Origin of the sequence: Flavobacterium sp. FlaQc-52 (assembly GCF_044007495.1) — a bacterium.
Taxonomy (GTDB): domain Bacteria; phylum Bacteroidota; class Bacteroidia; order Flavobacteriales; family Flavobacteriaceae; genus Flavobacterium; species Flavobacterium cupriresistens.
In genome coordinates this window covers 136,731-154,984 of record NZ_JBIPCV010000008.1, presented here as the reverse complement: position 1 = coordinate 154,984, position 18,254 = coordinate 136,731, and the positions used below count along the sequence as shown (strand labels likewise).

The 18,254-nt window shown below is 33.8% G+C and carries 18 protein-coding genes and 1 tRNA gene; 12 read left to right on the top strand and 7 right to left on the bottom strand.

The window, feature by feature from the left end:
* Nucleotides 1-70: 70 nt before the first annotated feature.
* Nucleotides 71-670 carry a porin family protein gene (locus ACHRV5_RS14905; protein WP_395427289.1) on the bottom strand — a complete coding sequence of 200 codons (600 nt, stop codon included), beginning with the start codon at nucleotides 668-670 and terminating at the stop codon, nucleotides 71-73.
* A 456-nt stretch (nucleotides 671-1,126) separates the two neighbouring features.
* On the opposite strand from ACHRV5_RS14905, the gene ACHRV5_RS14900 reads away from it, so the two are divergent.
* From ACHRV5_RS14900 to ACHRV5_RS14890, 3 genes are all read left to right on the top strand, one after another.
* Complete coding sequence (locus tag ACHRV5_RS14900; RefSeq protein WP_047773968.1) at nucleotides 1,127-1,687, top strand: porin family protein; 561 nt, start codon at nucleotides 1,127-1,129, stop codon at nucleotides 1,685-1,687.
* A 137-nt stretch (nucleotides 1,688-1,824) separates the two neighbouring features.
* Entirely contained in the window at nucleotides 1,825-2,238 is a 414-nt protein-coding gene (aroQ, locus tag ACHRV5_RS14895; RefSeq protein WP_047773970.1) for a type II 3-dehydroquinate dehydratase, read from the top strand.
* Between the two features lie 71 nt (nucleotides 2,239-2,309).
* Entirely contained in the window at nucleotides 2,310-4,799 is a 2,490-nt protein-coding gene (locus ACHRV5_RS14890) for a DUF5686 and carboxypeptidase regulatory-like domain-containing protein (RefSeq protein ID WP_395427288.1), read from the top strand.
* Nucleotides 4,800-5,077: 278 nt separating this feature from the next.
* Here ACHRV5_RS14890 and ACHRV5_RS14885 read toward each other — a convergent pair whose 3' ends face one another.
* The 4 genes from ACHRV5_RS14885 to ACHRV5_RS14870 all read right to left on the bottom strand — a co-directional run bounded on the left by ACHRV5_RS14885 (nucleotide 5,078) and on the right by ACHRV5_RS14870 (nucleotide 8,623).
* Nucleotides 5,078-5,953, bottom strand: a complete 876-nt coding sequence (locus ACHRV5_RS14885; protein ID WP_047773973.1) for a cation diffusion facilitator family transporter — start codon at nucleotides 5,951-5,953, stop codon at nucleotides 5,078-5,080.
* A gap of 14 nt (nucleotides 5,954-5,967) precedes the next feature.
* Nucleotides 5,968-7,281 carry a UDP-N-acetylglucosamine 1-carboxyvinyltransferase gene (gene murA / locus ACHRV5_RS14880; RefSeq protein ID WP_047773975.1) on the bottom strand — a complete coding sequence of 438 codons (1,314 nt, stop codon included), beginning with the start codon at nucleotides 7,279-7,281 and terminating at the stop codon, nucleotides 5,968-5,970.
* 313 nt (nucleotides 7,282-7,594) lie between these two features.
* Nucleotides 7,595-8,323 (bottom strand): DUF4290 domain-containing protein, encoded by a 729-nt coding sequence (locus ACHRV5_RS14875; protein ID WP_047773976.1) that lies wholly within the window; start codon nucleotides 8,321-8,323, stop codon nucleotides 7,595-7,597.
* A 3-nt stretch (nucleotides 8,324-8,326) separates the two neighbouring features.
* On the bottom strand, nucleotides 8,327-8,623 hold the full coding sequence (locus tag ACHRV5_RS14870) for a DUF493 family protein (protein WP_047773978.1): 297 nt from the start codon (nucleotides 8,621-8,623) through the stop codon (nucleotides 8,327-8,329).
* 672 nt (nucleotides 8,624-9,295) lie between these two features.
* On the opposite strand from ACHRV5_RS14870, the gene ACHRV5_RS14865 reads away from it, so the two are divergent.
* The 7 genes from ACHRV5_RS14865 (at nucleotide 9,296) to ACHRV5_RS14835 (ending at nucleotide 15,373) form a co-directional block, all read left to right on the top strand.
* Entirely contained in the window at nucleotides 9,296-9,652 is a 357-nt protein-coding gene (locus ACHRV5_RS14865; protein ID WP_395427287.1) for a hypothetical protein, read from the top strand.
* Nucleotides 9,653-9,736: 84 nt separating this feature from the next.
* Nucleotides 9,737-10,516, top strand: a complete 780-nt coding sequence (locus ACHRV5_RS14860; RefSeq protein WP_395427286.1) for a hypothetical protein — start codon at nucleotides 9,737-9,739, stop codon at nucleotides 10,514-10,516.
* Nucleotides 10,517-10,788: 272 nt separating this feature from the next.
* Nucleotides 10,789-11,322: an AAA family ATPase gene (locus tag ACHRV5_RS14855; protein ID WP_395427285.1), complete on the top strand. Its 534-nt coding sequence runs from the start codon at nucleotides 10,789-10,791 to the stop codon at nucleotides 11,320-11,322.
* A 64-nt stretch (nucleotides 11,323-11,386) separates the two neighbouring features.
* Complete coding sequence (locus ACHRV5_RS14850) at nucleotides 11,387-13,282, top strand: ATP-dependent DNA helicase RecQ (protein WP_395427284.1); 1,896 nt, start codon at nucleotides 11,387-11,389, stop codon at nucleotides 13,280-13,282.
* Nucleotides 13,282-14,229, top strand: coding sequence for a methionyl-tRNA formyltransferase (fmt, locus tag ACHRV5_RS14845; protein WP_047773984.1), 948 nt, complete (start codon nucleotides 13,282-13,284; stop codon nucleotides 14,227-14,229). The genes ACHRV5_RS14850 and fmt overlap by 1 nt, the downstream gene beginning before the upstream one ends.
* A gap of 181 nt (nucleotides 14,230-14,410) precedes the next feature.
* On the top strand, nucleotides 14,411-14,683 hold the full coding sequence (locus ACHRV5_RS14840) for an HU family DNA-binding protein (RefSeq protein ID WP_012022249.1): 273 nt from the start codon (nucleotides 14,411-14,413) through the stop codon (nucleotides 14,681-14,683).
* Nucleotides 14,684-14,812: 129 nt separating this feature from the next.
* A complete protein-coding gene (locus tag ACHRV5_RS14835; RefSeq protein ID WP_047773992.1) occupies nucleotides 14,813-15,373 on the top strand; it encodes a YqgE/AlgH family protein in 561 nt (186 codons plus the stop codon).
* Here the strand turns inward: ACHRV5_RS14835 and ACHRV5_RS14830 are convergent.
* Together ACHRV5_RS14830 and ACHRV5_RS14825 are read right to left on the bottom strand one after the other, a co-directional pair.
* Nucleotides 15,370-16,209: an aminotransferase class IV gene (locus tag ACHRV5_RS14830; protein ID WP_395427283.1), complete on the bottom strand. Its 840-nt coding sequence runs from the start codon at nucleotides 16,207-16,209 to the stop codon at nucleotides 15,370-15,372. The two genes, ACHRV5_RS14835 and ACHRV5_RS14830, sit on opposite strands and share 4 nt — an antisense overlap.
* A gap of 54 nt (nucleotides 16,210-16,263) precedes the next feature.
* Nucleotides 16,264-16,656 (bottom strand): START-like domain-containing protein, encoded by a 393-nt coding sequence (locus tag ACHRV5_RS14825; protein WP_047773995.1) that lies wholly within the window; start codon nucleotides 16,654-16,656, stop codon nucleotides 16,264-16,266.
* A 155-nt stretch (nucleotides 16,657-16,811) separates the two neighbouring features.
* On the opposite strand from ACHRV5_RS14825, the gene ACHRV5_RS14820 reads away from it, so the two are divergent.
* Both ACHRV5_RS14820 and ACHRV5_RS14815 read left to right on the top strand, forming a co-directional pair.
* Nucleotides 16,812-16,885 (top strand) — tRNA-Met (locus tag ACHRV5_RS14820).
* Nucleotides 16,886-16,950: 65 nt separating this feature from the next.
* A complete protein-coding gene (locus ACHRV5_RS14815; RefSeq protein WP_395427282.1) occupies nucleotides 16,951-18,162 on the top strand; it encodes a tyrosine-type recombinase/integrase in 1,212 nt (403 codons plus the stop codon).
* Nucleotides 18,163-18,254 lie beyond the last annotated feature (92 nt).

Here is an 18,254-nt window from a genome sequence, read left to right as displayed (position 1 = left end):
TAAAAAATAATTTTGAACCATAAAAAAACCTCCCTGAATCAGGGAGGTTTTGCTATTTTTCAACTATAAATTAGAATTTGTATCCTACAGATAAAGCTAAAACACTGTTTCTAATAGCGATGCTAGGTACATCAAAACCTTCAAATTCTGCATCACCTTTTGGAGTCTTAGCAACACTTGACAAACCAGCTGTGTAACGAACACCAACAGAAAGATCTTCAGTTAAGTTGTAACCTGCTCCAACATTGAAACCGAAATCTACTGATTTGTAAAAATCTTTAGCATTTTCTCCATCTGCTTTTGCAGATAACAAAACCCCTAATTGAGGACCTGCCTCAACACTAAACTCCTCAGTTACATAGTACTTAGCTAATACTGGAATATTTAAGTAACTTAACTTAACATCATATTTATCTGTCTCTTCAAAGAAAGTCTGTTTTACTTTTGCTCCTTGAGCAGAATATAAAAGCTCTGGTTGAATTGCAAATTTGTCGCTTAATTTAATTTCTGCGAAACCACCAACATGGAAACCTACCATAGATGAAGCACCTTCGTAATCACCAGTTAAATTAGCAAGGTTAGCTCCACCTTTAACACCAAATCTAGTTTCTTGTGCATTAGAAAATGCGAAAGCCATTACTGCAACAGCAGTTAAAATAATTTTTTTCATTCTACTTTACTTTTTATTTGAATTATAGAGGACAAATATAAAAGCATACTTGTTAAAAAATAATTTGTTTTTTAACAAATAAAGGCTTAATAAGACTAAAAAACCTGTTAAAAAAAGCCAATATTTGACACATCCGTAATTTTAACACTTACAAGCTCATATCATAAATTAGTAAGTTTTTACCACTATTCCATCCTACCCACTACAAATAAAATCTAAAAATTATATTACAAAAAAGCGATAGCAAGCAAATAACAGGCCTTAAAAAAATGTTTTTTTTAGCGAAAGTAAATGTTTAACCTTTAGATCATTGAATCATTATTTCAATCAAAAAAAAGTAAAAATTTAAAAAAACATGCGAATTATAGTAATTATTTAATCTAAAATATAATACAATAAAATACTAATTCTGTAGTTTTGACCTATAAAACAACTTTAATTCTAAAAAACAATTTTATGAAAAAGATACTTTTAGCAGCAGTATTGTTCCTAGCTACAACAGCAACAATTCAGGCACAATTTTTACAACTTGGGGTTAAAGCGGGGGTTAATTTCGCAAACCAAACAGGAGGTACCTCTATTGACGCAGGAGGATTTGACAAAGAAGGAATTACAAGCTACCATGCAGGTGTTGTTGCAGAGCTAAAAATCCTTGATAGCTTTTCTATTCAACCCGAACTTTTGTATTCTACGCAAGGTGCAACTTACAAAAATGCTGTTTCAGAGTTTAAAAACGAATTAGGTTATTTATCTATACCTGTGATGGCTAAATTCTATGTAGGTAAATCTTTTAGTATTGAAGCTGGTCCGCAAGCATCATTCTTATTAAGCGAAAAAAATGATTTTGATGTAAAAAATGCAGAAACATTTGATTTCGCACTTAATGCAGGACTTGGATTTAAAATTACTAAAAGTCTTTTTGTTCAAGGACGTTACAGCCTAGGTTTGACTGAAGCTTCAAAAAATGCAGATATTAAAAACTCAACTGTACAATTATCAGCAGGATTTATGTTCTAAAAATAATATCACATACTTTTACCAAAACCGCTCTATTAATTGGAGCGGTTTTTTTATTTTTACCACTCTTGTAAAATGTTTTTTGTGAAATGTGAAATGGCTTCCCTAAAACACCTTAATTAATTTAAAATCAACTTATGAAAATCTGCATTGTTAACGGACCCAATTTGAATCTTTTAGGAAAAAGAGAACCGGAAGTTTACGGAAGTCAAACTTTTGAAGCATATTTTGAAACACTGCAGGAAAAATATCCTAACATTGAACTTTCTTATTATCAAAGTAACATTGAAGGGGAACTGATTGGCAAAATCCAGGAATGTGGTTTCACATTTGACGGGATTATTTTAAATGCCGGAGCTTATACCCACACCTCTATCGGTTTAGGTGATGCTATGAAAGCAGTTACCACACCTGTTATTGAAGTTCATATCTCAAACACCTACGCTCGTGAAAGTTTCAGACATCAATCGTATTTATCCGGAAATGCTAAGGGTGTCATTTTAGGCTTTGGTTTAAAAAGTTATGAGCTGGCAATTCAGTCCTTTTTGTAATACTCTATTTAACAAATCTTTAATAGACTCTCTTTTAAGTTCTCCTATTTTTGCAGGATAACCAACTTTTTATGAGAAACTATACTTTATTAGCCTTTTTACTTTTTTCTCTTTCCAACTTTGCTCAAATCAAAGGAACTATTACCGATGAAAAAGGAAACCCACTACCCTTTGTTTCTGTTTTTGAGGAAAACACGTATACCGGCACCACTTCAAACGAGCAGGGAAAATACCAACTTACTGTAAAAGACATTGGCAAAAACAAAATTACTTTTCAGTACTTAGGTTTTAAAACCCAAAAAATCACCGTTTCACCTGACACCAAAACCATTGTTCTGGATGTAAAAATGCAAGAAGAAAATTTTGTTTTAAATGAGGTCGTCATCGACCCTAAAAACAATCCTGCCAATGCCATAATCCGAAGTGCAATTGCAAACAAAAAAGAAAACTCTCAAAAAACAGCACGGTATACAGCAGATTTTTACTCAAAGGGAATGTTTAAAATCAAAGATTTACCTAAAAAAATATTAGGTCAAAAAATAGATCTTGGTGCAGATATGGCCTCCAATCTGGACTCAACAGGAACAGGAATTTTGTACTTATCCGAAACCGTTTCCAAGATCACTTTTGAAAAGCCGGACAAATTGAAGGAGAAAATTATTGCTTCTAAAATCTCCGGAAACAACAGAGGTTACAGCTACAATACAGCTGCTTTATCTACTTATGATTTTTACGATAATACTTTAGATTTTGATGTGAAATTAATTTCTCCATTGGCCGATAATGCTTTCAATTATTACAAATACAAATTGGAAGGAACTTTTTTTGATTCCAATAACCAGGAAATAAACAAAATAAAAGTAATTCCAAAACGGGATAAAGAACCTGTTTTTGAAGGCTACATTTATATTGTTGATGATAGTTTTGCCTTGTATGCAGTAGATTTTGATATAAAAGGATATCGAATGAAAAATGAACTTACCGAAATTATGACTTTAAAACAAAGCTTTAGTTATCATTCGAAAAATAAAATATGGTCCAAAAATGCCCAAACTTTATCGTTTAAGGCTGGTATCTTTGGCATCAAATTTTCTGCCCATTTCAACTACATTTATTCCAATTATGATTTTCCGGATTCTTTTGCAAAGAAAACATTTGGGAACGAAATTGTAGCTTTTGAGGCCAACGCCAACAAAAAAGACAACGCTTTTTGGAATGAGATTCGTCCTATTCCGTTAACAATTGAAGAAAGCAACGATTACACCAAAAAAGACAGCATTCAAACCATCAGAAAATCACAGAAATACACCGATTCTGTTGATGCAAAAAACAATAAATTTAAAGTCTTAGATGTATTAACGGGTTACAATTACAAGAATACCTTCAAGCAACATTCTTTTACCTACGATGGTTTATTAGACATTTCTTCCTTAAGTTTTAATACCGTTCAGGGTTTTAATTTCGATACCGGTTTTTCTTTTAAAAAATGGGATGAAGAAAAAGGAAAAAGCACTCTGATAAAAACTACTTTTAATTATGGTTTTTCAGACGAACGTTTCCGCGCTACAGCTCAATTTCACCATAAATTCAACAACACAAATTTTGCTACAATCAGTGCTTCGGGAGGAACAAAAGCAGTACAGTTTAATGGCGCGGAACCTATCTCTAAAATTGTAAATTCTGTCAGTTCCTTGTTTTTTAAAGACAATTACATGAAACTCTACAATCTGGAATTTGCTCAAATTAACTATTCGCAAAATGTTGCAAACGGCATCACTTTGAATGCTAAAATGGCCTATGAACAGCGAAAACCACTTTTTAATACTACCGACTATTCTTTCTTTAAAAGAGATGATATGTACTCTTCTAATAATCCTTTGGCGCCAAATGATTTTGATACCCCTGCTTTCAATCAGCATCATGTACTCAAAACCAGCTTAACCACGCAAATTAATTTTGGAAACAAATACATTTCAAGACCCAACGCAAGATTCAATGTTAAAAACGACAAATACCCAACACTGTATTTAACTTATGAAAAAGCCTTTGCGGCAAGCGAAAAAAACTATGAATTTGACCGAATCGCAGCTTTGATACAATACGACTTAGCATTAGCCAATAAAGGTTTACTGGGAACGAGTTTCAGAGCGGGGAAATTCTTTAATGCAGAAAATATTTCTTTTATAGATTACAAACATTTTAACGGAAATCAGACGCATATTGGAACAGCTGATCGCTATCTAAATGTTTTCAACTTAATGCCCTATTACGCAAACAGCACTAACGACAGTTATTTTGAAAGTCATTTAGAATACAATGACACCGGATTTATCATGAATAAAATTCCATTATTGAATCTATTAAAATCAACCTTGAATTTAGGATTTCACTCCCTGGCGATTCCGGACCGAAAGCCTTATACCGAATTTACCGTTGGTTTAGATAATCTGGGATTTGGGAAATTCAAACTATTCAGAATAGATTATGTACATTCTTATCAAGGCGGCATCCAACAAAACGGAGTTGTTTTTGGATTGAAAATTCTAAATGTGTTGGATTAGGAGGAAGTGGCTAAGGCTCTGAGATTCTGAGGGACTAAGTTTTTGAATTGCATTGCGGTTCTCGGCTTCGCTCGAACTGACAAAATGGATTGGGAACTGAGTATCCGAAAGGTTTTACCTTTCATTACTTTAGAAATAGAAATTTTCTTTCTTTAAAAGCGCAAAAAAATAGTGATATCCCACAAGTAACAACATAAAAAAATCCGCTTATTCCTTCAAAGAACAAGCGGATTTTTTTTATACTTAGAACCTCAGCATCTTAGTCACTTAGCAACTCCCTAATGATAATCATCCGGTTCAATATGGATTAAAACATTTCCTAATTGAGGGATTACTTCTTTGAGGGTATCCTGTAATTTATGTGATAATTCGTGTCCTTCTTTTACCGAAATTTTTGCCGACACTATAGCATGAAGGTCAACATGGTATTGCATTCCTGCTTTTCTGATAAAACATTTTTCTGTTCCTAAAATGCCGTCAACTGTCAAAGAAGTAATGCGAATTTCTTCTACCAAATCGGCGTTTAGATTTTCGTCCATGATTTCACCAAGAGCGGGTCTGAAAATTTTATAGCTATTGTATAAGATGAAGAAAGCAGCAAAAAGTGCCGCCCAGTCATCGGCAGATTCATAACCTTTTCCCATAATCAGGGCAATTGAAATTCCGACAAATGCCGCAATAGAAGTTATAGCATCACTGCGATGATGCCAGGCATCTGCCGCTAGAGAAGAACTATTGGTTTGTTTACTGCGTTTCATTACCAATCGGAATGAATATTCCTTCCAGATAATAATCAGACCTAAAATATACAAGGTCCATGATTTTGGTAAATCGTGTGGGGTTTGAATATTGGCAATGCTTTCGTACCCAATAATCGTTGCAGAAGTAATTAGAAAGCCAACTACCAAAAAGGTAATCAGAGGTTCGGCACGACCATGTCCGTATGGATGATTTTCATCAGCCGGTTTACTTGAATATTTGATTCCGAATAACACCAAACAAGACGAAAATATATCCGTTGTTGATTCGATCGCATCGGCAATCAAGGCATAAGAATTGCCAAAAAAACCTGCCAATCCTTTTACAAGGGCAAGGCAGGTGTTTCCAGCTATACTAAAATAAGTAGCTTTTATAGCTTTTTGTTCATTCGTCATTTGAGATTTTTTAACTATGCTCTCACGATTTTTGCTCCAATAGCTCTTAAACGCTCGTCGATACGCTCGTATCCACGGTCGATTTGTTCTATATTTTGAATTGTACTTGTACCTTTTGCAGATAAAGCAGCAATTAACAATGAGATACCCGCACGAATATCCGGAGATGACATTGTTGTAGCTTTAAGCTGAGATTCAAAATTATGCCCCATCACCACCGCTCTGTGTGGATCACATAACATAATTTTTGCTCCCATATCAATCAATTTATCAACGAAAAACAAACGGCTTTCGAACATTTTTTGGTGAATCAAAACATCGCCTTTAGCTTGTGTTGCCACCACCAAAACGATACTCAATAAGTCAGGTGTAAATCCTGGCCATGGTGCATCAGCAATAGTTAAGATAGAACCGTCAATATCAGTTTTTACTTCGTACCCATTTGTATGAGCAGGAATGTAAATATCATCGCCACGTTTTTCGATTGTAATTCCTAATTTTCTGAATGTGTTCGGGATCAAACCTAAATTTTCCCAGCTTACATTTTTGATTGTAATTTCGCTTTTTGTCATAGCTGCAAGACCAATCCAAGAACCGATTTCAATCATATCCGGAAGAATTCTGTGTTCACAACCACCAAGGCTTTCAACACCTTCGATAGTCAGTAAATTAGAACCAACTCCGGTGATTTTAGCTCCCATCGAATTCAACATTTTACATAACTGTTGCAAGTAAGGCTCGCAAGCAGCATTATAAACTGTTGTTACTCCTTTCGCTAAAACCGCTGCCATTACAATGTTTGCGGTTCCTGTAACAGAAGCCTCATCAAGTAACATGTCTGTTCCTGTAAGACCTCCTTCTGGGGATTCTACACCATAAAAGTGATCTTCTCTGTTGTATCTGAATTTTGCTCCAAGGTTAATAAAACCTTCAAAGTGTGTATCTAATCTGCGACGACCAATTTTATCTCCTCCCGGTTTTGGAATATATCCTCTTCCGAAACGAGCCAATAACGGCCCAACAATCATGATAGAACCACGAAGTGCTCCACCCTCTTTCTTAAAAGCTTCTGTTTCTAAATACCCAACATTTACCTCATCTGCCTGGAATGTAATAGAACCTGGTTCGTTTCTTTGAATTTTCACCCCTAAATTCCCCAACAAAGTGATTAATTTATTGATATCGATAATATCCGGAATGTTATTAATTCTTACCTTTTCTCCTGTTAGAAGCACTGCACATAAAATTTGTAATGCCTCATTTTTTGCTCCTTGCGGAGTGATTTCTCCTTTTAAAGGTATTCCTCCTTCGATTTTAAAAATTCCCATATTCTTTTTTTAGGTTCTGAGGTTCTAAGGTTCTGAGGCACTAAGCTTCTGAAAAAAATCAGGATCTTAGTCTCTTAGCAACTTAGCCGTTTTTTTTATTATTGTTTTTTTTTTAAAGGTTCTAAGATTCTAAGGCTCTGAGGTTCTGAGTTTACATTCAAACAAAATCTCAGGAACTTAGTAACTTAGCTTCTTAGCCACTTTTTCTATTGTTTTCTTTTAAAGGTTCTAAGATTCCAAGGCTCTGAGGTTCTGAGTTTGCATTCAAACAAAATCTCAGCAACTTAGTAACTTAGCCTCTTAGCAACTTTCCCTAAACATTCTTCTGATTGTTGTTTTTCTGAAAAGGTTTTGGCTTCCCGCCTTTATTATTGTTTTTGTTGCTTTGAATTTTTGGTTGTCCCGCTGGTGTGATTTTATTAGAGATACGTTTGTTCGTACGCAATAAATCGGTGGTATTCAAAAGTTCTTCTGTACTTTGAAGTAAGTTGATTTTTCCGCCTGACAATTCAAATAAGTGTTCAAAAATAACATCGTCTTTTACGGTGTCTTTATTCCAACTTAAGTATGATTTTTTCATATGGTTGGCAATCACCAGAACCAATGCATTTTTCATTTCGCCGTCGTCCCATTTATTGGCAACATCAATCATATATTTGATATTGTTCCCATAAAATCTGTATTTCGGAAAGTTCTGCGGATATTGCAAAACATCCGGTTTCAGTTGCAATACATCACGAGATGGAATTGGGTATGGAGATTCTACATTTAATTTAAAATCAGACATGATAAAAAGCTGATCCCATAATTTATGCTGAAAATCCGGTACATCACGTAAATGCGGATTCAAACTTCCCATTACCTGAATGATATACTTTGCCGCTTTATTACGCGTTTCAGCATCTTCAATAACGGTTGCCTGATCAATCAATTTTTGTAAATGACGACCATATTCCGGAATAAGTAAACGCTGTCTTTCAGAATTGTATTCTAAATTAAAAACAACGTCATTTGCGACTTCTTTTTTATATTTTTCGACCATAAGTTATAATGAAACTATACCTTCTATTGTAGAAACTTCTTTGTACTTAACGATCACTTCATCAGCACTATTCATCGTTACATCTACAGAAACACTGGTAAATTTACCTGTTTTAGATTTTGTTGTTTTAATAACCGCACCCATACTGTCAAAAGCTCTTTCGACTCTCTCAACATTATCAGCAACTGAAGGCATTATAAATTTATACAAATATTCTGCCGGCCAAGTGTTACTGTTGTCTAACTCAGTCTTTAATCTTTCGTAAAATTCAGCGGTGCTTTTTTCTTTATCGTTCTCCATGCTTATATTAAAATAAACGCAAATATACGGTTTTGATTTCAGATTTCAGATTTTAGGTTTTAGATTTTTCTGAACCGGAAATATCTCGAATAAGTTTACTTTGTTCAACACGAATTTCACTAATTTTTACTAATTATTTTTGAGCAAAATCGAATTTCACCAATCCAAAATTGTGTTGACGCTTCCATAAAACTAAAATTAGTTGAAATTAGTGTAATTCGTGTCTATCTCGCTATCTGATAGACTTTTCAATCTTTTTGCTTTCCAGAACTTAAAATACCGTAAAGCTGCTTCCTTTGTTCAACACGAATTTCACTAATTGACACTAATTATTTTGGCGCGAAATCAAATTTCACCAATCCAAAATTTGTTTTAACGCTTCCATAAAATTAAAATTCGTAAAAATTAGTGTAATTCGTGTCTATCTCGCTATCTGATGGACTTTTCAATCTTTTTGCTTTCCAGAACTTAAAATACCGTAAAGCTGCTTCCTTTGTTCAACACGAATTTCACGAATTGGCACTAATTATTTTGACGCGAAATCAAATTTCACCAAATCAAAATTGTGTTAACGCTTTCATAAAATTAAAATTAATGGAAATTAGCGTAATTCGTGGCAACCTTTTACATTTGAAATATCTTACAGATTTATGCAATTAAAAAACAAAAAACATGAGTGATAAACCAACCAACTCTTCCGAAAATAAAAATACTGACTCAAAACCTGTGCAGGAAGAGAAAACAAATTTAATTTCACATTTAGCAATCCGACTAGGCATTCCTTTTTTTATTATTTTTCTAATTGCCGTAAGCATGACTGATGCCCGTGATGAAAAAGCAATATTCTTAGCCTGGACTACTACAGTTTTTCTTTTGCTACTTCTTATTTTCTTAGCGAGAGAAACTTCTCGATTTACCAACAAAAAACAAACGTTATTAAAAAATGTAAATATTTTTTTGCTGCTACTTTACATTTTTCTTTTTGTGATATCCGGCTTATTTGCGCTCTTTATTGGCGGATACAATTAAATTTCTCTTTGAAAAAAGTTTTAGAATCAACAAAGCATTCTTATATCTATTGTTACTTCCAAGGAATTAAAAACCACTTTTAAAATGAAAATACAACTCCTATTATCAGCTTTAACTCTCGGATTATTCATTCAATGCAAGAAAGCAGACACTGAAAAGTCAAAAAATCAAAAAATAGAAAAAATTTTAGCTGTAAATAATTATGACTTTGGAGGAAGTACAAAATTTGAATTCTATTCCGACAGCACTTACGTGTTTACAACTATTGAAGAAAGTACAGATCATGAAAAAACAGAAAAATTTAGTGGTTTTTGTTATTCAAAAAAGGACACACTTTATTTCGAGCGGACAGGGTTTCGTTTTAACGAAAGTGAAAAGGCCGTAATCAAAAACAATTTTATCGAATTTATTGATGGAAAGTTTCCTTTAAAAATTGAAATCAAGAAAAATCTATTACAAACAAAGAACAAACTGCCCCTTAAAAAATACGAAGATTATGCTTTTTTCACATTTGACTCAAAATTCTATAGTCCTTATTTTGATTACAAACCAAATACAATAAAGCCTTATGACTTAACTGAAAATGAATTACATGAAGTTGATCAGATTTTAAAAAAATGCTTTTCAGAGAACAATGTCAAACTTAGAAAAATAGACCAATATGTAAAACAATGCATCGTCATTTTAAATGACAAAAACGAAAAAGAAGTTTTGATTTTGTGCTATTGCAAAAGCCCTCACAATAACAAAGAATTTAAATACTCTTTAATTCAAATGAACGATGGAGGAAACTGCAATATTAGTTTAAAAATCAATCTAACTAAACATAATTATTCAGCCTTAAGTATCGCTGGACTAGCTTAATAAACAATCTACAATTCAACTCTCCTGCAAGGTTTTTAAAACCTTGCAGGTGTACTTTCAGAAGAAAAAATCCTAAAGAAAAGGGCCTCCTTCTCTCTTAACATTAATTGGAACACCTTAGTTTTATAACCTCTGATTATTGTTACTAGCCATCTAAAACAAAGCCAAAAACAGAAACCTTTCTCCCTAAAATTGCGAAATCGTTCGTTTCTGAGAAATAATCTTTTTAATTACGAATAAGTTTAGGTAAATTTGCGCTTTATTTTTAGAAAGTGCAAAAACAAATCATAGTTCTCATTGGTGGCCCGGGAACGGGAAAATCTACTCTTATTAACGAATTGGTAGCTCGTGGCTACTCCTGTTATCCTGAAATTTCAAGACAAGTTACACTCGAAGCGCAACAACGAGGTATCGATCAATTGTTTTTAGATCAGCCTTTATTGTTTAGCGAAATGTTACTTCAAGGACGTATCAAACAATATGAAGATGCGGTTCAAGAATCTGAAGAGGTTGTTTTTATAGATCGCGGAATTCCTGATGTTCTCGCTTATATGGATTATATTGGTGATGAATATCCGGCGCATTTTGTAAAAGCATGTGAGGATATCAAATATTCTAAAATTTTTATTTTACCACCTTGGGAGGAAATTTACGAAAGCGATACAGAGCGTTACGAGAATTTTGATCAGGCTGTAAAAATTCAAAATCATTTGGTTGACACCTATAAGAAATATGGCTACGACTTAATCGAAGTCCCTAAAGACACGGTTGAGAACAGAATTCTTTATATCTTAGATAAAATTTAGGCCTGTTTTAAAGTTGCAAAACTAGAAACTGATTTCTAAATTTTTTAACTTTAAAACAAGACCAATGCCCGAAGCGCAGGAAATTCTATTAAAATACTGGAAACATAACAGTTTCAGACCGCTGCAAAAAGAAATTATTGATTCGGTTTTAGACGGTCAGGATACCTTTGCCTTGTTGCCAACGGGTGGAGGGAAATCGATTTGTTTTCAGGTTCCGGCCATGATGCAGGAGGGAATTTGCCTGGTGATTTCGCCTTTGGTCGCGCTAATGAAAGATCAGGTTGCCAATTTGCAGAAAAGAGAAATCAAAGCGATTGCGCTTACCGGCGGAATTCACACCGAAGAAATCATTGATCTTCTGGACAATTGCCAATACGGAAATTACAAGTTTTTATACCTTTCGCCTGAAAGACTACAATCAGATTGGATTCTCGAACGCATTAAAAATCTGCCCATAAATCTAATTGCTATAGATGAAGCACACTGTGTTTCGCAATGGGGACATGATTTTCGTCCAGCCTATTTGAAGATTTCTGAACTTAAAAAATTCTTTCCAAAAATTCCTTTTTTAGCTTTGACTGCTACGGCAACACCCAGAGTTATAGAAGATATTAAGACAGAACTGAGTTTAAAAGATACCCGATTTTTCCAGCAGTCTTTTGCAAGAGAGAATATTGCTTACATGGTTTTTGAGGTAGAAGATAAACTCTATCGCGTCGAACAAATCTTAAAGAAAAACCCGCAACCTTCTATTATATATGTGCGTAATAGAAAATCATGCCTGAACATTTCAACACAATTACAATCGTTGGGTTTTAGAGCAACTTATTATCACGGTGGTCTTTCTTCCAAAGAAAAAGATAAAAACATGCAATTGTGGATGTCCGAACAAGCACAGGTCATTGTAGCAACAAATGCATTTGGAATGGGAATCGACAAAGACAATGTAAAAACAGTTATTCACACCCAGCTTCCCGAAAACATAGAAAATTATTATCAGGAATCGGGAAGAGCAGGAAGAAACGGAGCTAAATCTTTTGCTGTTTTATTAACCAGTCCATCAGACACCAATCAAACAGAGCAGCAGTTCTTGAGTATTTTGCCTGATAAAAAATTCCTGAATACTGTTTACGTCAAGCTTTGCAATTATTTTCAGATTGCTTATGGTGAAGGTTTAGATGACTCTTACTCTTTCAAACTGAATCATTTCTGTCAGAAATACGACTTCCCTACTTTAAAAACATACAATGCCTTGCAATTTCTAAATCAGCAAAGCATTATTACAATGTCTCAGGAATTTTCAGAAAAAATAACCCTTCAATTTTTAATAGAATCGAAAGAAGTGTTACGCTACATGAGTCTGAATCGAAATGACGAAGAAATCATTTTGGCAATTTTAAGAACCTATCCGGGAATACACGAAATGAAAGTTCCGTTTAATCTTTCCCTAATTGCAAAAAAATCAAATCATACCGAAGAACAGGTTACGATTGTTTTAGAAAAATTAAGAGACAAAGAAATCATAGAATACAAATCTAAAAACAACGACGCTACTATATTATTTAACGAAGTTCGCGAAGACGATCGCACGATAAACCGCGTATCGAAATATCTGGAAAAACAAAATCAGCTTAAAAAAGACCAGCTTTTGTCTGTTCTTCATTATATAAAAGAAGACAAAACTTGCAAGAACCGATTAATTCTGGATTATTTTGGAGAAAAAGCAGAATCGAATTGCGGCGTTTGTTCGTATTGCATTACCAAAAAAGGTAAAATAACCGAAGCCGATTCTATAGCGGATAAAATTCTGTCTTTATTAAAAACAGCTTCTTTGACCTCCAGAGAAATCCAATCCCAAATAAAACTGAATACCAATGATGTTATTTTGGTACTTCAGGAATTATTAGAAAACAATCACATTATCATACAATCCGATAACACCTATACTTTAAAAACCTAATGGAAAAATTAAGAATCATATTTATGGGAACTCCGGAGTTTGCAGTTGGCATCCTGGACACCATTATCAAAAACAACTACGATGTCGTGGGTGTTATCACTGCAGCTGATAAACCGGCAGGACGTGGACAAAAAATAAAATATTCTGCTGTAAAAGAATATGCATTAGAAAACAACCTGACTTTATTGCAACCTACAAATCTAAAAGACGAAGGTTTTTTAGCGGAATTAAAGGCGCTAAACGCTAATTTACAAATTGTTGTTGCCTTTAGAATGCTACCAAAAGTAGTTTGGGAGATGCCAAGTTTGGGTACTTTTAATCTACACGCTTCTCTATTGCCTAATTATCGTGGTGCGGCACCGATCAACTGGGCTATTATCAATGGAGAAACTAAAACAGGTGTTACTACCTTTTTTATCGATGACAAAATAGATACCGGAGCCATGATCCTGAATTCAGAAATCGCAATTGATCCAGCAGAAAACGCAGGACACTTACACGATCGATTAATGCTTTTAGGCAGTCAGACTGTTGTTGATACTTTGCAGGTTATCGAAAAAGGAAATGTCATTACTACAATTCAGGAAGACAACGCTGAAATAAAAACAGCTTACAAATTAAACAAAGAAAATTGCAAAATCGACTGGACAAAATCGGGAGAAGAAATCAATAATCTGATTCGCGGCTTGAGTCCTTATCCGGCAGCATGGTGTTTTCTGAACGATAAAAACGAAGAATTAAGCATCAAAATATATGAAGCAAAACTAGTTTCTGAGCCACACTCTTATGAAGCTGGAAGCTTGATTAGCAGTAAAAAAGAGATCAAAATTGCGATTAAAGAAGGCTTTATTCAGCTTTTAAGTCTGCAATTACCTGGAAAAAAGAGAATGCAGGTGGCAGAATTATTAAATGGGATCACATTTTCTGAAGCAGCAAAGGTGCATTAAGACCAATAAAACAGGGGTTTTTACCTGTTTTAATCGATAAATAACACGCTTTATGAACAAAAAAAGCAAGTTATCAACAATTTTTGCTAAATCTAGAGAAAACACTTGCAAGGAACGGATTTCCTACTAAATTTGTGTATTAACAATTTATTTTTTAACCAACAATTAATAACTAATTATTATGAACAAATCAGAATTAATCGATGCTATCGCTGCTGATGCAGGAATTACTAAAGCTGCGGCTAAATTAGCTTTAGAGTCTTTTTTAGGTAATGTAGGGACTACTTTGAAAAAAGGAGGAAGAATTTCATTAGTAGGGTTCGGATCATGGTCAGTATCTGCTAGAGCTGCAAGAGACGGTAGAAATCCACAAACTGGAAAAACTATCAAAATTGCTGCTAAAAATGTAGTAAAATTTAAAGCTGGTGCTGAATTAGAAGGTGCAGTGAACTAAGTAAGAAAGTTCTCTAAACTTATAATATAATCAAAACCCTTCCATGTGGAGGGTTTTTTTATGCGGTTTAACGATTTTATTTGGGATTTTTAAAATTTTATAACTAAATTTAATAAAAATTGTAACCGTATGATTTCAGAAAAATTAAAAAAAGGACACCTGCTTATTGCCGAGCCTTCAATAATTGGAGATTTATCTTTTAACAGATCGGTAATTTTATTAGCAGACCATAACAAAGAAGGATCAATAGGATTTATCATTAATAAACCTTTAAAGTACACTATTAATGACCTGATACCTGAGATTGAAGCTTCTTTCAAGATATATAATGGAGGACCTGTAGAACAGGACAACCTCTATTTCATTCACAATATTCCAGAATTAATCCCGAATAGTGTTGAAATTTCTAATGGGATTTATTGGGGAGGTGATTTCGAGTCAACTAAAGACTTAATTAACGACGGATCTATTAACAAAAATAATATTCGTTTTTTCTTAGGTTACACCGGTTGGGATGAAAATCAACTCGAAAGTGAAATGCAAGGAAACTCCTGGATAATTGCTGATAATAATTACAAAAACAAAATTATCGGAAAATCCACTACTCATTTTTGGAAAGAGCAAATAATAGAGTTGGGCGGAGATTACCTTATTTGGTCAAATGCACCCGAAAACCCATATCTGAATTAATTTTCAGATATGGATTCGTTTAGTTTTTGCACCAATAAATGCGCCAGATTACTTGTAAACTCTTTTTTTCGATATTTACTTATCGGCTGTATTCCTGTAATTACATTTGTCAAAAATAACTCGTCTGCTTTTTGAAGATCAAAAGGCGAGATTATTTCTTCAACCACTTCTATTCCTTCCACTTTTTTAGCCAATGCTAAAATTTGCTTGCGCATTACGCCGTTCAGACAACCCTCAGAAACGGGTGGTGTACTCAGTTTTTTACCGACAACCATAAACAGATTCCCTTGTAATACCTCAACCACATTTTTAGTATCGTTTAACAAAATACAATTGTCTAAGCCATTTTCGTGAGCAAATATACTTCCCGTGACATTAATCAACTTATTAGTCGTTTTAATGGACGATAACAATTGTTTGGTTACATAGAAATCTTTATACAAATCAACTTCATAATAAGCCTTATTTAGGCCATACAAATCGCTTTCGAGAGTAGTTGCGTGAATTAAAAATGAAACATCGTTTGTTTTTGGTAAATACAAACCTCCATCGTTTCTAAAAACAGTGATTCGAGCTCTTGCGGCTGCTGAAAATTTGTTTTCACGGATTACTTTCAAAACTTCCTCTTCAAAATACTCCATGGTAAAATTCATCGGGATTTCCATTCTCACCACTCGCATGGAAGCCATCAGTCTGAAATAATGATCTTCAAGAAACAATATCTTGTTATTGACTATTTTTAGTGTTTCAAAAACACCATCTCCATACAAAAAAGCACGATTTTGAGTTAGTATATTCTCGTCCTGCGCTACCATGTTTCCGTTAAAATTGATCATAAAAAAACCCTGAATTTTGTTCAGGGCAAATATAACGCTTAAAATAGACTTTTACTAAACAGATCCGATAAGATGTTTCAAATCTGAGATTTGATTTTCCCACAATTGTTTAGCCTCGCTAACCTCTTCTTTTTCAGCAAAATCGACTACCATTAATGATACATCTTTAGTCAATTCATCAACTAAAATATGCAATTCAAAAAAGTACTCTGTATCCTTACTACTTTCATCAACCCATTTAAACTTTACTTTTTCACCTGTTTTTTTAGAAGCCAGGCGTGCTTTTTCCTGTGAATCATTCCAGATGAAAGTAAAAAATTCTCCCCGTGAATTTACATTATCAGCAAACCATTCAGACAAACCTGACGGAGTGGATATATATTGATATAATAATTGCGGCGAAGAATTTATAGGAAACTCGATTTCGTAACGTATTTTTGTATCCATGAGCTACTTTTATTTTTTTTGGAAATATAAGAATATATGTCCGAAAACAATGCATTTTTAAAAATATTTTTTTTTCTTCATTTTTTGCTTGTACCATTTAATATTATTTCTATCTTTGCACCCGCAATGAGGGAATCATTCCTGATAGCAGTCTTGGCGAGGTAGCTCAGTTGGTTAGAGCGCAGGATTCATAACCCTGAGGTCACGGGTTCAACTCCCGTCCTCGCTACAACCTTGAAAGGTAAAAAGTATAGATTTTATGCGGTTTTAAAGAAATTTAAAACCGCTTTTTTTATGTCAAAAATCAAAGACCTCTTAACTAAAGAATACGCTAACGCATACGATTTGACCTATAAAAAATCATACTCATCTCCAACTATTTACGACGCAAAAGGCGATCTATCAAAACGCTGGTACGTGTATTTTTCTTTCAGAAATCCTGCTACTAACAAACTAGAAAGACAAACACCGGTATATTCTGGCGTAAATCAATTCAAAACCTTAAAAGAACGCAAAGAAGCCATAAAAATTCTAGCAAAGGCGATTGAAACTATTTTGGAAAATGGATATAACCCGTATGACTATTCAACTTCAATTGATGAATCTAAAAAATACAATATTACCGAAGCAGTTACTTTCGCCCTTAAATTAAAAGAAAATTCACTAAAAGAAAATAGCTATCGGGATTTCAGAATACGTCTAAAGTCATTTGAAAAGTGGTTGTTGGCAAATGGATTTCAAAATAGATACATAACAACTGTAACTAAAAAAACTGCAATCAACTTTTTAAACTTGGTTTTAGAAACTACGAGTCCAAAGAACAGAAACAACACAAGATCAATTCTGTCCATGTTTTTTCAATCATTAGAAGATAATGACATAATTACGGATAACTTCATAAAGAAAATTAATGTCCTAAAATCAACCCCAGAGCGTAATAAAACTTTTAGCTCTGAGCAAGAAAACGACATCCTAAAATATTTACTTGAAAACGATACCACTTTACTTCTTTTTATTCAATTTATATCTTTTAATCATCTGCGACCAATTGAAGTTATCCGACTACGAATTAAAGACATCAATATAAAAGACAAACTCATTTATGTTCGTGCCAAAAACAAGCCTGTAAAAACTAAAATCATCCCTGAAATCTTATTAAAGGAGATCCCTTCACTTGATAAATTTGATAGCGAAAGCCTACTATTTACTCCAAAGGGAATCGGCTTTGAATGGACAACTAATGAAACCGATAAGCGTAACTATTTTGGCAAACGCTTCAAGAAAGTAAAAGATAGTTTAAAATTAAACAAAGACTATGGCCTGTATAGCTTTAGGCATACATTTATCACCAAATTATACAAAGAACTAGTAAAAGAAAGCACCCCTTTTGAAGCAAAAAGCAAACTAATGCTAATTACTGGACATACTACAATGACTGCGTTAGAAAAATATTTACGTGATATCGATGCCGTTTTACCAGACGATTACTCCAAACATATACAATAATTGTAGATTTTTTTTGTTCAGATCAGCTTTTCCGGACTTTCCTGGTCAACGAAATAATCTACAATTGAAAGAGCAAAAAGATATTAGAAAAA

Coding starts and splice junctions, on each gene's coding strand:
- ACHRV5_RS14905 (WP_395427289.1), bottom strand. CDS start 670: ATGAAAAAAATTATTTTAACTGCTGTTGCAGTAATGGCTTTCGCATTT.
- aroQ (WP_047773970.1), top strand. CDS start 1,825: ATGAAAATCTGCATTGTTAACGGACCCAATTTGAATCTTTTAGGAAAA.
- murA (WP_047773975.1), bottom strand. CDS start 7,281: ATGGGAATTTTTAAAATCGAAGGAGGAATACCTTTAAAAGGAGAAATC.
- ACHRV5_RS14890 (WP_395427288.1), top strand. CDS start 2,310: ATGAGAAACTATACTTTATTAGCCTTTTTACTTTTTTCTCTTTCCAAC.
- ACHRV5_RS14850 (WP_395427284.1), top strand. CDS start 11,387: ATGCCCGAAGCGCAGGAAATTCTATTAAAATACTGGAAACATAACAGT.
- ACHRV5_RS14825 (WP_047773995.1), bottom strand. CDS start 16,656: ATGGATACAAAAATACGTTACGAAATCGAGTTTCCTATAAATTCTTCG.
- ACHRV5_RS14865 (WP_395427287.1), top strand. CDS start 9,296: ATGAGTGATAAACCAACCAACTCTTCCGAAAATAAAAATACTGACTCA.
- fmt (WP_047773984.1), top strand. CDS start 13,282: ATGGAAAAATTAAGAATCATATTTATGGGAACTCCGGAGTTTGCAGTT.
- ACHRV5_RS14860 (WP_395427286.1), top strand. CDS start 9,737: ATGAAAATACAACTCCTATTATCAGCTTTAACTCTCGGATTATTCATT.
- ACHRV5_RS14815 (WP_395427282.1), top strand. CDS start 16,951: ATGTCAAAAATCAAAGACCTCTTAACTAAAGAATACGCTAACGCATAC.
- ACHRV5_RS14900 (WP_047773968.1), top strand. CDS start 1,127: ATGAAAAAGATACTTTTAGCAGCAGTATTGTTCCTAGCTACAACAGCA.
- ACHRV5_RS14830 (WP_395427283.1), bottom strand. CDS start 16,209: ATGATCAATTTTAACGGAAACATGGTAGCGCAGGACGAGAATATACTA.
- ACHRV5_RS14875 (WP_047773976.1), bottom strand. CDS start 8,323: ATGGTCGAAAAATATAAAAAAGAAGTCGCAAATGACGTTGTTTTTAAT.
- ACHRV5_RS14840 (WP_012022249.1), top strand. CDS start 14,411: ATGAACAAATCAGAATTAATCGATGCTATCGCTGCTGATGCAGGAATT.
- ACHRV5_RS14870 (WP_047773978.1), bottom strand. CDS start 8,623: ATGGAGAACGATAAAGAAAAAAGCACCGCTGAATTTTACGAAAGATTA.
- ACHRV5_RS14835 (WP_047773992.1), top strand. CDS start 14,813: ATGATTTCAGAAAAATTAAAAAAAGGACACCTGCTTATTGCCGAGCCT.
- ACHRV5_RS14885 (WP_047773973.1), bottom strand. CDS start 5,953: ATGACGAATGAACAAAAAGCTATAAAAGCTACTTATTTTAGTATAGCT.